Annotated in this window: 9 protein-coding genes and 1 tRNA gene; 7 read left to right on the forward strand and 3 right to left on the reverse strand. The window is 70.7% G+C overall.

What is annotated here, in order from left to right:
* Positions 1-61: 61 nt before the first annotated feature.
* On the reverse strand, positions 62-1,879 hold the full coding sequence (locus ACFV57_RS07725; protein WP_385226807.1) for a histidine kinase: 1,818 nt from the start codon (positions 1,877-1,879) through the stop codon (positions 62-64).
* 106 nt (positions 1,880-1,985) lie between these two features.
* Positions 1,986-3,200 (reverse strand): MFS transporter, encoded by a 1,215-nt coding sequence (locus ACFV57_RS07730; protein ID WP_385226808.1) that lies wholly within the window; start codon positions 3,198-3,200, stop codon positions 1,986-1,988.
* 108 nt (positions 3,201-3,308) lie between these two features.
* Between ACFV57_RS07730 and ACFV57_RS07735 the strand changes: the two genes are divergently transcribed.
* A complete protein-coding gene (locus ACFV57_RS07735) occupies positions 3,309-4,208 on the forward strand; it encodes a LysR family transcriptional regulator (RefSeq protein WP_385226810.1) in 900 nt (299 codons plus the stop codon).
* Positions 4,209-4,388: 180 nt separating this feature from the next.
* Here ACFV57_RS07735 and ACFV57_RS07740 read toward each other — a convergent pair.
* Positions 4,389-4,472 (reverse strand) — tRNA-Leu (locus ACFV57_RS07740).
* A gap of 670 nt (positions 4,473-5,142) precedes the next feature.
* Here ACFV57_RS07740 and ACFV57_RS07745 point away from each other — a divergent pair.
* The 6 genes from ACFV57_RS07745 (at position 5,143) to pknB (ending at position 13,246) form a co-directional block, all read left to right on the forward strand.
* Positions 5,143-6,024 carry an FhaA domain-containing protein gene (locus tag ACFV57_RS07745; RefSeq protein WP_385226812.1) on the forward strand — a complete coding sequence of 294 codons (882 nt, stop codon included), beginning with the start codon at positions 5,143-5,145 and terminating at the stop codon, positions 6,022-6,024.
* Positions 6,025-6,034: 10 nt separating this feature from the next.
* Entirely contained in the window at positions 6,035-6,562 is a 528-nt protein-coding gene (locus ACFV57_RS07750; protein WP_385226814.1) for an FHA domain-containing protein, read from the forward strand.
* A 120-nt stretch (positions 6,563-6,682) separates the two neighbouring features.
* Positions 6,683-8,197, forward strand: coding sequence for a Stp1/IreP family PP2C-type Ser/Thr phosphatase (locus tag ACFV57_RS07755; protein WP_385226816.1), 1,515 nt, complete (start codon positions 6,683-6,685; stop codon positions 8,195-8,197).
* A gap of 23 nt (positions 8,198-8,220) precedes the next feature.
* Positions 8,221-9,621 carry an FtsW/RodA/SpoVE family cell cycle protein gene (locus ACFV57_RS07760; protein WP_385226818.1) on the forward strand — a complete coding sequence of 467 codons (1,401 nt, stop codon included), beginning with the start codon at positions 8,221-8,223 and terminating at the stop codon, positions 9,619-9,621.
* Positions 9,618-11,087 carry a peptidoglycan D,D-transpeptidase FtsI family protein gene (locus ACFV57_RS07765; protein ID WP_385226820.1) on the forward strand — a complete coding sequence of 490 codons (1,470 nt, stop codon included), beginning with the start codon at positions 9,618-9,620 and terminating at the stop codon, positions 11,085-11,087. Before ACFV57_RS07760 ends, ACFV57_RS07765 begins: the two co-directional genes overlap by 4 nt.
* Before the next feature lie 146 nt (positions 11,088-11,233).
* Positions 11,234-13,246 carry a Stk1 family PASTA domain-containing Ser/Thr kinase gene (gene pknB / locus ACFV57_RS07770; RefSeq protein WP_385226822.1) on the forward strand — a complete coding sequence of 671 codons (2,013 nt, stop codon included), beginning with the start codon at positions 11,234-11,236 and terminating at the stop codon, positions 13,244-13,246.
* Positions 13,247-13,366: the final 120 nt, after the last annotated feature.

Here is a 13,366-nt window from a genome sequence, read left to right on the forward strand (position 1 = left end):
TGTTGTTTCCACGGACAGCGCCATCTTCCCCCCGTTCACGCGCCGGTCCGTCCGGCCGCCCTCAGACCTTCCCCAGGAAGGTCCGCTTCTCCACCAGCTTCCCGTCCTTGAAACAGAACCGGAACGCCCGCTCCGTGTCCCAGTCCTCAGACGGCTCCGTGGACGCGAACGTCTCGCAGCGCGCGCCCTCCGGCTTCGCCGCCCCCTGGTTGTCCAGCCCCGTGTACAGGGGCGATCCCTGTGGCAGCCGCTCACGCACCTCGTCCTCCGACATGCCGGCCTTCAGCTGCTCGTAGGTCTCCGGCGACACCGAACCCTCCTCGATCGCCTTGAACAGCTCCACCGTCCCCCAAGCGGTCAGCGCCCCCATGACCACGACCAGGCCGGCGGCCAGACCGCACCCGACGGCGAACCCGCCGCGCCTGCCGTCCCCGCGGAACCTCGCCGTGTCCGGAGCCGCGTACACCCTGGACCAGTCGATGACCGGCTTGCCGTCCTTGCCGACGCGCACCGCGGGCCCCCCGCGAGCGGGGTCCACGAACCCGCCGCCGGAGCCGGCCGCCCAGCCCGCGTCCTCCGGGACCGCATCAGCCGCCGCCCCCGGCTCCACGCCCATCGCCGCCACCGTCACCGGCCCGTACGGCAGCACCCCGGCGAGCCGGAAACCACCGCTCGGCAGCGGACCGCTGTGCACCATGCCGCCGACCAGCCGGGCCCGCTCCCGCAGCCCCGTCAGCCCCTGGCCGCCGCTGACCTCGGGCCCGCGGGCCGCGCCCGGCGGCACCGGCCCGTTGACGACCTCGACCAGCAGCGAGTCCGGCTCGTAGCGCAACGCCACCGTCACCGGCGCACCCGATGCGTGCTTGTGCGCGTTGGTCAGCCCCTCCTGCACGATGCGATACGCGGCCCGGTCCACCGCCGGGGCCAACGCGAGCGGCTCCCCGGACCGGGAGACCGATATTCGCGCCCCCGCGCCGCTCGACGCCTCGACCAGCCCGTCCACCTGGGCCACCCCGCGCTGCCCCGCGTCCGGCGCCGTACCCGCGCCGATCGCCGGATGCGCCGCCGCGTCCTCGTGCTCGTCACGCAGCAGGCCGACCACCTCGCGCAGCTCGCGCATCGCCGCCACCGAAGCTCCGCGCAGCACACCGACGGCCTCCCGCTGCTGACCGCTGAGCTCGGAGTCCACCTCCAGCGCACCCGTGTGCACGGCGATCAGCGTGAGCTGGTGGCCCAGGCTGTCGTGCATGTCCTGTGCGATGCGCTGCCGCTCGCGCAGGCGCGTCTGGCGGGCGATCATCGCGTTCTCGCGGAGCAGCTGGGTGCGCTGCGCGTGGAGCGTCTCGACCAGGGTGCGGTGCTGGGACCAGTAACGGCTCGCGATGCCGGGCATGGCCACTATGGCCAGGAAGGACACCGCCAGGATCATCAGCTTCTCCGGGGAGACCAGAGGGAAGTCCTGGATCACGGGCGTCGCCATGCTCAGCACGAGCGCCACCGCGAACACCACCAGCGCCCGCGCACTGCCCTCGATCCGGCGCCCGGCCGACCAGCCCGCCACGATCAGCAGCGCCGCTATCCCGCCGAACGGCCAGCTCAGCGTCGCCGCGAAGATCAGGACCGTGCCCGGCAGGGCACGGCGCAGCGGCGAGAGCACCATCACCGCCACCGTCACCAGCCACGTACGGGCGTCACCGCTGTTGTCGAGCTTCTCCATGCCGAGCGCGATCAGCCCCAGCAACAGCGCCAGCAGCAGCTCACCGACGACGCGATACGGCGGCCACTGCTCCGGACGGGCCAGGCACCGCCACACCCGCCCGACCGCGGCCCGGACCGCCACTCCCCGGGCCGCCACCTGTGCTTTCCCCGTGATGTTCACGTACTGAGCGTAGGAAAGACCGGCCCGCCGCCGCAGTCACCGTTCGTCGTTCCCTGCCGCGACGAAAGTCGCGGCTTCCCCACCGCAAGCACCCCACCCCCGAACCTCACCCCCTGCCCACCACCCCCACCCCAGGCCCCCGCCCCACCCCCACAGCCACCAGCGCCCCCACGGCCAGCGCGCCCCCGAGCCACAGCACCCCGGTGAGCCCCCAGCCGTCCACCACCCGGCCCCCGCCGAACGCCCCCAGCGCGATGGCCGCGTTGAACACCCCCACGAACAGCGCCGACGCCGCCTCACGCGCCTCCGGCGCCACCACCATCAGCCACGTCTGCGTACTGACCGACACCCCTCCGTAAGCCAGCCCCCACACCGCCAGCAGCGCCGCCGCACCCGGCACGCCCACGCCCAGGACGGGCACCAGCAGCACAGCACCGGCCAGCACCCCGCAGATCACCACCAATGTGCCGCGCGGCGACCGCCCCGCCCCCGCACCGCCCACGAAGTTCCCCACCACACCCGCGACCCCGTAGACGAGCAGCAGCGTGCTGATCACACCGGCACCGACGCCGGACACCTCCTCCAGGACCGGCCGCACATACGTGTACGCGGCGAAGTGCCCGCCCACCAGCAGCGCCACCACGACCAGCCCCGTCCGCACCCGCGCGTCCCGGAAGAGCCGCAGCACCCCGCCCAGCCGTACGGCGCCCTCGGCGGGCAGCGGCGGCAGCAGCACGCCCAGCGCCACGGCCACCAGCCCCGACACCGCTCCCACCACGGCGAACGCCACACGCCACCCACCGAGTTGCCCCATCAACGTGCCCGCCGGAACTCCGAGCACCGACGCGGCAGCCACCCCGCTGAAGATCAACGCCGTCGCCGCCGCAACCGACCGCGCCGCCACCAGCCGTACCGCCAGCCCCGCCGCGAGCGCCCACACACCGCCCATACCCAGCCCGACCAGCACCCGCGCCGCCAGCATCACCCCGAAATTCGGGGCGTACGCGGCCAGCAGGTTCGCCGCCGCCAGCATCACCATCAGCCCGCACAGCACGATCCGCCGGTCCGCCCGGCCCACCGCCAGGGTGAGCACCGGCGCGCCCAGCGCCGCGACCACACCGGCCACCGTGAGCGTCAGCCCCGCCGTGCCGTCCGTGACCCCGAGCGCACCCCCGATGGGCGTCAGCAGGCCCACCGGCAGCATCTCCGACGTCACCACCGTGAACGTGGCCGCCGCCAGCGCCCCCACCGCGGCCCACCCCGCGCCCCTGCCCCGCCGCAACTCGCCGTCACGGCCCGTTGTTTCCTCAATCGTCGTCATGCACCCCAGCCAACGCGCGGCCGCCCGCGGGAACAACGGCGGACAACTCACGCTTCCATAAGCGTGGCTCATCGATCCGCGAACACCCCGCCCCACCAGCGCGTCCCCATGCCTGCCACCCCGGGCGGCCTGGAGATCCGTGAACTGGAGTGCTTCCTCGTCCTCGCCGAGGAACTCCACTTCGGCCGCACCGGCGCCCGTCTGTACGTCTCACAGAGCCGCGTCAGCCAGCTCGTACGCGCCCTGGAACGCCGCGTCGGCGCCCGCCTCGTCGAGCGCACCAGCCGCCGGGTACGCCTCACGCCCCTCGGTACGGACTTCCTCACCGCCCTCCGGCCCGCCTACGACACCCTGCGCGGCACCGTCGAAGCCACCGTCGCCGCCGCCCGCGGCATCGAGGGCCGGCTGCGCATCGGCTTCCAGGGCACCGCCGACGACCGCATCATGAAGGCCATCGACACCTTTCACACCCGCCACCCCGGCTGCACCACGGAAATCGCCGAAATCCCGCTCCAGGACCCCTTCGGCCCCGTGCGCCGCGGCGAAGTCGACGCCGCCGTCGTCCTGCTCCCCGTCGAAGAACCCGGCCTCGTACTGGGACCGGTCTTCTCCGAACAGCCGCAGACACTCGCGGTCTCCGTACGCCACCCCTTCGCCTCCCGCCCGTCCCTCAGCGCCGAAGACCTGGCCGACGGCCCCCTCATCACCGTCGAAGGCCCCGCGCCCGCGTACTGGCGGCACGCCCAGGCCCCGACCAGCACCCCCGGGGGCCGCCCCGTCCCGCCCGGCCCCGGCGTCCGCACCCTCCAGGAGGGCCTGACACTGGCCGCCGCCGGCCGCGGCGCGATGCTGCTCTGCCGCCCCACGGCGGACTACCACGGCCGCCGCGACATCACTTTCGTACCGGTCACCGGCCTGCCGGACTCCGTACTCGGACTCGTCTGGCACCAGGACCGCGAGACCGCGCGCACCCGCGCCTTCAGCGCGGCCGTCACCGATGTGACGTAGCCCTCACCGCTTCTTTCGGACGAAGGGCCGCGGCGCCGGCCGCGGACCCGGCCACGACAGGAAAGGTACGGGGGCTCCGACGCCGGACCGGGAGGACCCGGGACCGCACCGGGACGACAAAGGACGCCGGGACAACGAAAGACCCCCGGTCCGGGAATCCCGGACCGGGGGTCTCATCTGTGCGCGAGGGGGGAGTTGAACCCCCACGCCCTTTCGGGCACTGGAACCTGAATCCAGCGCGTCTGCCTATTCCGCCACCCGCGCATTGGGTGTGTCATCCGATTCTCTCACGTGATCCGGGGTGTTCCGTCCGGGTCTTGTGCGAGCGCCTTCCGACATCCAGAACATTAGCACGCTGTCCGGGGTGCAATCACATCCGTTCTCCGGAGCCCGCTCGCGACCCGCCCACGGGAGGTTTCCACCGGACTTCCCCAGTCCGCCCGCGACCACCGGCAGACGTCCGGCCGCCCCTCGACAACCCATCCGGCCGCCGCACCGGCACACCCGCCGCACCCCCGGACGTGATCCGCCGGCCCCGGCCCGCCGACGCCGTCCGTATCCGTCCCCGTATCGCCGCCCCGCCCGGTCGGTGAACCCGGCGGTTGCGGGACACTGTGAGTGGGGCACATCTACGATCGCAGTGCCATCGCAACGTCGGCGCGCTCACACCGCGAAGCCATCGCGGTACCGCACCCGCTCCGGCGGCCGGTGACACGGCACGTTTCGCCACGGCGACACCGCGGCCCCATCGTGGTGACACCGGAGTGACGCACCAGCAAGCAGCAGTGAGCAACCTTGTGAGGGGCGACACTCGTCCTCACGGCGGGAAAGGGGAACCAGCCGATTTCCCGGCGCGTGGATACGATCAGTAAGCAGTATCAGGACGACCCTGTCGAAGACCGACCTGACGAAGACTGAGGAAGGAGGTGCCCCCGTGGGAGTACTGAAGCGCTTCGAGCAGCGTCTCGAAGGTCTCGTCAACGGCACCTTCGCCAAGGTGTTCAAGTCCGAGGTGCAGCCCGTTGAGATCGCCGGCGCGCTCCAGCGCGAGTGCGACAACAACGCCACCATCTGGAACCGCGACCGCACGGTCGTCCCCAACGACTTCATCGTCGAACTGAGCACCCCCGACTACGAGCGGCTCAGCCCGTACAGCGGCCAGCTCGGAGACGAGCTCTCCGGCATGGTCCGCGACTACGCCAAACAGCAGCGCTACACCTTCATGGGCCCGATCAAGGTGCACCTGGAGAAGGCCGACGACCTCGACACCGGCCTGTACCGCGTCCGCAGCCGCACCCTCGCGTCCAGCACGTCCCAGGAGCACCCGGGTGCCGCCGCCGCGGCCCAGCGTCCCACCGCGCCCCGCAGCAACCCGTCCGGCCCCGGCGGACATGTGGGCCCGCCCCCCATGCCCACCTCCCCGCCCGGTGCCGCCCAGCCCGCGCCCCGCTCCGGCCAGCCCGGCGCCGGCCCGCAGCCGGGCCCGGCCTCCGACAGCTGGTACCAGGGCCGGGGCGGAGCGGACCGGAGCGCCCAGACGCGGCGCTGGATCGAGATCAACGGCAACCGTCACCAGATCTCCAGGCCCACGCTCGTCCTGGGCCGCAGCACCGACGCCGACGTACGGATCGACGACCCGGGAGTCTCCCGGCGGCACTGCGAAATCCGCGTCGGAACGCCGCCGACGGTCCAGGACCTGGGCTCTACCAACGGCATCGTGGTAGACGGACAGCACACCACCCGCGCTACGCTCCGCGACGGCTCGCGGATCGTCGTGGGCAGTACCACCATCGTTTACCGGCAAGCCGAAGGGTGAAGCGGGGGCAATGTCAGAGCTGACCCTCACGGTCATGCGGTTGGGTTTCCTCGCCGTACTGTGGCTGTTCGTCATCGTGGCCGTCCAGGTCATCCGCAGCGATCTGTTCGGCACGCGTGTCACACAGCGCGGCGCCGCCCGGCGCGGCGGCCAGGAGGCGCGTACGCAGCAGCGCCAGCAGGCCGCACCGCAGCAACAGCGCCGCCAGGACAGCGGCCGCGGCAACAACCGTCAGCGCCGCGGTGCCCCCACAAAGCTGGTGGTCTCCGAAGGCACGTTGACGGGTACGACCGTCGCCCTCCAGGGCCAGACCATCTCCCTGGGACGCGCGCACGACTCCACGATCGTGCTGGACGACGACTACGCCTCCAGCAGGCATGCCAGGATCTACCCGGACCGTGACGGCCAGTGGATCGTCGAGGACCTCGGGTCCACCAACGGCACGTATCTCGACCGGACCCGACTGACGACCCCGACACCGATTCCGCTGGGAGCCCCGATCCGCATCGGCAAGACCGTCATCGAGCTGCGGAAGTAGTACGACAATGAGCGAGCGGAGCGAGCGAGCCGCGGCGGTCCACTCGACGGACCCGAGCGTGCTCCCGACCGGAGGGTGGGCACCGTGCGGATGTACCCCGAGCCGACGGGCGAGGTGCGTATGAGTCTGTCACTGCGCTTCGCCGCCGGATCGCACAAGGGCATGATCCGGGAGGGCAACGAGGACTCCGGCTACGCCGGCCCGCGCCTGCTCGCCATCGCCGACGGCATGGGCGGCCAGGCCGCAGGCGAGGTCGCCTCCTCCGAGGTGATCTCCACCCTCGTCCAGCTCGACGACGACGTCCCCGGCTCCGACATCCTCACCTCCCTCGGTACGGCCGTCCAGCGCGCCAACGACCAGCTGCGCGTCATGGTCGAGGAGGACCCGCAGCTGGAGGGCATGGGCACCACCCTGACCGCCCTGCTGTGGACCGGACAGCGCCTCGGCCTCGTCCACGTCGGCGACTCCCGCGCCTACCTGCTGCGCGACGGCGTCCTGACACAGATCACGCAGGACCACACCTGGGTGCAGCGGCTCGTCGACGAGGGCCGGATCACCGAGGAGGAGGCCACCACCCACCCGCAGCGCTCCCTGCTGATGCGCGCGCTGGGCAGCGGCGACCACGTCGAACCCGACCTGTCGATCCGCGAGGTACGGGCCGGCGACCGCTACCTGATCTGCTCCGACGGCCTGTCCGGCGTGGTCAGCCACCAGACCATGGAGGACACCCTCGCCAGCTACCAGGGCCCGCACGAGACCGTGCAGGAACTGATCCAGCTGGCGCTGCGCGGCGGCGGCCCCGACAACATCACGTGCATCGTCGCCGACGTCCTGGACGTCGACGCCGGTGACACCCTCGCGGGCCACCTCAACGACACCCCCGTCGTCGTCGGCGCCGTCGCCGAGAACCAGAACCAGCTCAGCGACCCCAGCACCCTGCAGACGCCGGCCGCCCGCGCCGCCGAACTGGGCCGCCACCGCGACGCGCCGCAGGCCGCGCCGGGCGGCGCCTTCGGCCCGCCGGGCAGCGGCGACAACGACATCGCGGGCCCGCCACCGGGCTCGTTCGGCGCTTTCACCGACGAGGACTTCCTCAAGCCGGAGCGCCGCGGGGGCCGGTGGATCAAACGGTCGCTGATCATCGTGCTGGCGCTCGCCGTCGTCGGCGGCGGCCTGTACGCGGGCTACCGCTGGACGCAGACGCAGTACTTCGTCGGCGCCAAGGACAACCACGTCGCGCTGTACCAGGGCATCAGCCAGGACCTCGCCTGGATCAAGCTCAACAACGTCGACGAGGACCACCCGGAGATCGAACTCAAGTACCTCCCCGTCTACCAGCGCAACCAGGTCAAGGAGACCATCGCCGTCGACAGCCGCAACCAGGCCATCGACAAGGTCTCCGAACTGGGCAAGCAGGCCAACGCCTGCCGGTCGAAGGAGACCCGGGAAGCGGCGGAGCGCGAGGCGGCGGCCCGCAAGAAGGCCGAGGAAGAAGCCCGCAAGAACAAGGGCGGCAAGCCCGGCAGCCAGACGGGCAAGCCCCCGGTGTCCCCGACACCCACTCCCACCACCAGCCAGACGCCCCCCTCCGAGGAGCAGCAGAAGCTGGAAAAGAATTGCAGCACCCAGCAGTGAGGGCGTAGGGGGCCGTAGAACTGATGAGCAGCAGTACCACCACCACGACCACCGTGGGCACCATCGGTGCCCCGAGCCGCCGCAACACCGAGCTGGCCATGCTCGTCTTCGCGGTGCTCATCCCGGTGTTCGCCTACATCAACGTGGGCCTGGCCAAGGAAGGATCGGTCCCGGCAGGCATCCTGGGCTACTCCCTCGGCCTCGGCCTGCTGGCCGGCGTCACCCACCTCGTCGTCCGCAAGTGGGCCCCGTACGCCGACCCGCTGATGCTGCCCATCGCGACCCTCCTCAACGGTCTCGGACTGGTCTTCATCTGGCGCCTCGACCAAGAGCCGCAGATCACCACCAAGCAGCTCGGCGGCGCCCTGGCCCCCGGGCAGATGATGTGGTCGACGATCGGCGTCGCCCTGTTCCTCGGCGTCCTGATCTTCCTCAAGGACCACCGCGTCCTGCAGCGCTACACCTACATCTCGATGGTCCTCGCGCTGATCCTGCTGATCGCGCCGATCTTCTTCCCGGCCAAGTTCGGCGCCCGCATCTGGATCACCATCCCCGGCGTCGGCTCACTGCAGCCCGGCGAGTTCGCCAAGATCGTCATCGCGATCTTCTTCGCGGGCTATCTCATGGTCAAACGCGACGCGCTGGCGCTCGCCAGCCGCCGCTTCATGGGCCTGTACCTGCCGCGCGGCCGCGACCTCGGCCCGATCCTCGTCATCTGGGCGCTCAGCCTGATGATCCTGGTCTTCGAGACCGACCTCGGTACCTCCCTGCTCTTCTTCGGCCTGTTCGTGGTCATGCTGTACGTGGCCACCGAACGCACCAGCTGGATCGTGTTCGGCCTGCTGCTCAGCGCCGGCGGCGCGGTCGCGGTGGCCACCTTCGAGTCGCATGTGCAGACCCGTGTGCACAACTGGCTCAACCCCCTGGAGCTGCTCAACGGCGGCGTCACCGAGACCGCCCAGGCCATGTACTCCTTCGGCTCCGGCGGCATCCTCGGCTCCGGCCTCGGCCAGGGCTACTCCCGCCTCATCGGCGGCATCGCGCCCAAGAGCGACTACATCCTCGCCACCGTCGGCGAGGAAGCCGGCCTCGCCGGTCTGATGGCGATCCTGCTGCTGTACGGCCTGCTCATCGAGCGCGGCATCCGCACGGCGCTGGCCGCCCGCGACCCGTTCGGCAAGCTGCTGGCCGTCGGCCTGTCCGGCGCCTTCGCCCTCCAGGTCTTCGTCGTCGCCGGCGGTGTGACCGGCCTGATCCCGCTGACCGGTATGACGATGCCCTTCCTCGCCCAGGGCGGCTCCTCCGTCATCGCGAACTGGGCCCTGGTCGCGCTCCTGCTGCGCATCAGCGACACCGCGCGCCGGCCCGCCCCGGCCCCCGCGCCCTCCACCGACGCCGAGATGACCCAGGTGGTCCGCCCGTGAACAAGCCTCTGCGCCGCGTGGCCATCTTCTGCGGCCTGCTGGTTCTCTCCCTCCTCATCCGCGTCAACTGGGTGCAGTTCGTCCAGGCCGACGAGCTGAAGAACGACACGAACAACCGGCGCGTGGCCATCGAGCGCTACAGCCAGCCGCGGGGCAACATCATCGTCGACGGCGCCGCCATCACCGGCTCGACCACCAACGACAGCGGCGACTTCAAGTACAAGCGGACCTACAAGGACGGCCCGATGTGGGCGCCGGTCACCGGCTACGCGTCCCAGGCCTTCGGCTCCAACCAGCTGGAGAAGCTCAACGACAGCATCCTGTCCGGCACCGACGACAAGCTCTTCTTCAGCCGTACGGTCGACATGTTCACCGGCGAGAAGCAAAAGGGCGGCGACGTCGTCACCACCCTGAACGCCAAGGCGCAGAAGGCCGCGTACCAGGGCCTGGCCAAGAGCAAGGGCGCGGTCGCCGCGATCAACCCGGAGACCGGCGCGATCCTGGCGCTGGCCAGCACCCCGTCGTACGACCCCTCCACCTTCGCCGGCATGTCCGACAAGGACGCCAAGGCGTACAACGCGCTGCTGAAGAAGGCCAACCCCGACGAGCCGATGCTCAACCGGGCGCTGCGCCAGACCTACCCCCCGGGCTCGACGTTCAAGGTCGTCACCGCCGCCGCCGCGCTGGAGAACGGTCTCTACACCGACATCAACGCCAAGACCGACTCGCCGCTGCCCTGGTACCTGCCGGACACCGCGCACCAGCCGCTGAACAACGAGGGCAACATCCCCTGCGAGAACGCCAGCCTCAAGGAAGCGCTGCGCTGGTCCTGCAACACCGTCTTCGGCAAGATCAGCGCCGACCTCGGCAACAAGAAGATGAAGGCCGAGGCGGAGAAGTTCGGCTTCAACAACGACGAGGTCGACACCCCGGTACGGGCCGCCGAGAGCGTCTACCCCACCGACAACCGGCCGCAGAACGCGATGGCCGGCATCGGCCAGGCGTCCAACCGGGCCACCCCGCTGCAGATGGCCATGATCACCTCGGCCATCGCCAACGGCGGCAAGCTGATGAAGCCGTACATGGTCGACAAGCTGGTCGCCCCCAACCTCAACGTCGTGCAGCAGCACACGCCGGAGGCGATGAGCCAGCCCATCAAGCCGGAGAACGCGCAGAAGCTCCAGGAGATGATGGAGGGCGTCGTCAAGAACGGCACCGGCACCAACGGCCAGATCGACGGCGTCACCGTCGGCGGCAAGACCGGTACCGCCCAGCACGGCGAAGACAACAAGGACAACCCGTACGCCTGGTTCATCTCCTACGCCAAGACCGACAAGGGCACGCCGGTAGCCGTCGCCGTGGTGATCGAGGGATCGGACACGCTCCGCGGCGACATCGCGGGCGGCAAGCTGGCCGCCCCCATCGCCAAGAGCGTCATGGAGGCGGTACTCGACGGGAAGAAGTGACCCCGGTCACGCCAATACCGGTCGGATATCAGGTGCCGGTCGCGACCGGGCCCCGCATGGCGTGCCGGGTACGGTATGCCCGAACAGCACACCGCCGGACCACACACGGGTGCGGTCGGGACTGACGGAGAGGGCTGGAGAAGCTTATGGAAGAGCCGCGTCGCCTCGGCGGCCGGTACGAGCTGGGCTCGGTGCTCGGCCGCGGCGGCATGGCCGAGGTCTACCTCGCGCATGACACCCGCCTGGGCCGCACCGTCGCTGTGAAGACGCTGCGCGTGGACCTCGCCCGCGACCCGTCCTTCCAGGCCCGGTTCCGCCGTGAGGCCCAGTCGGCCGCCTCGCTGAACCACCCGTCGATCGTCGCGGTGTACGACACCGGCGAGGACTACGTCGACGGCGTCTCCATCCCGTACATCGTCATGGAGTACGTCGACGGCTCCACCCTGCGCGAGCTGCTGCACTCCGGCCGCAAGCTGCTGCCCGAGCGGTCGCTGGAGATGACCATCGGCGTGCTCCAGGCGCTGGAGTACTCCCACCGGGCCGGCATCGTCCACCGCGACATCAAGCCCGCCAACGTCATGCTGACCCGCACCGGCCAGGTGAAGGTCATGGACTTCGGCATCGCCCGCGCCATGGGCGACGCCGGCATGACGATGACGCAGACCGCGGCGGTCATCGGCACGGCCCAGTACCTCTCGCCCGAGCAGGCCAAGGGCGAGCAGGTCGACGCCCGCTCCGACCTGTACTCGACGGGCTGTCTGCTCTACGAACTGCTCACCGTGCGTCCCCCGTTCGTCGGCGACTCGCCCGTCGCCGTGGCCTACCAGCACGTACGGGAAGAACCGCAGCCGCCGAGCAACTTCGACCCCGAGATCACGCCCGAGATGGACGCCATCGTCCTCAAGGCGCTGGTCAAGGACCCCGACTACCGCTACCAGTCGGCGGACGAGATGCGCGCCGACATCGAGGCGGCCCTCGACGGGCAGCCCGTCGCGGCGACCGCCGCCCTCGGCGCGGTCGGCTACGACCAGGACCAGCCCACCGCGATGCTGCGCCCGCAGGACCCCGCGGGCCAGACGTCGATGCTGCCGCCGATGAACCCGGACGACGGCGCCTACGGCTACGACGAGCGGCCCGACCGGCGCCGCGGCGGTGGCGGCCAGAAGAAGAAGCACACCTCGACGATCCTGCTGGTCGTCGCGGGCATCCTCGTCCTGGCCGGTGCGATCTTCATCGGCAAGGCGATGTTCAAGAGCGGCAACACCAGCGCCGACGTCAAGGTGCCGGAGCTGACCGGGCAGACCTTCGAACAGGCCAAGACGGCCGGCGTCAACGGCGGCTTCAAGGTCGTCAAGGCCGGCAGCACGGCCTGCGAGAACGTCGAGAAGGACCAGATCACCAAGCAGGACCCGGCCGCCGGCAAGGAGATCGGCAAGGACGAGTCCGTGAAGGTGACGCTGTGCACCGGGCCGGAGAAGGTCACCATCCCCGACGTCACGGGCCTGACCTTCGACAAGGCGAAGGACGACCTGGCCAAGAAGGGCTTCGAGGACGTCAGCAAGTCCGAGCGGGTCTCCGACCGCCCGGAGGGCACGGTCATCGACCAGGACCCCAAGAGCCAGACCGAGGGCACCAAGAAGACCAAGATCACGCTGGTGGTCGCCAAGAAGTCGCCGACGGTCACGGTGCCGCAGGTGACCGGCCAGGACTTCAACACCGCCTCCAAGCAGCTCACCGACCTCGGATTCCAGGTCAGCAAGACCGAGGAGGAGGCGTCCGACCCGAACCAGGCCGGCAAGGTCACCAAGCAGTCCCCGGACGGCAACTCGCAGGCCAGGACCGGGTCGACGATCACCCTGACCGTCGGCAAGGCGGCCGAGCAGAAGCCGGTGCCCACCGTCGTCGGCCAGAGCGTCAAGGACGCCAAGAAGGCCCTGCAGGACGCCGGCTTCACGAACATCCAGTTCGCCGGCGGCAGCTCGCAGGACGACAAGGCCCGCGTGATCACCCAGGACCCGCAGCCGAACACCCCGTCCGACCCGAAGTCCACGACGGTGACGCTCACCACGATGGGCGGCCCCAGCGGTGACGACGGCGGCGACGACGGCGACATCTTCGGCAACCCGAGCAGCTGGTGGGGACGCCACAACAGGCACTGACCAGCAGCCGCCCGCCGTACGGGAAAGCCCCGGCGCCCTTGGAAGGGAGCCGGGGCTTTGCCGTGGGCAGGAGCGGCGCGCCGGCGGCGCCCGGTCCCGGGGGGACTGGCCGGTGCCGTC

Source organism: Streptomyces sp. NPDC059788 (assembly GCF_042732265.1).
GTDB lineage: Bacteria > Actinomycetota > Actinomycetes > Streptomycetales > Streptomycetaceae > Streptomyces.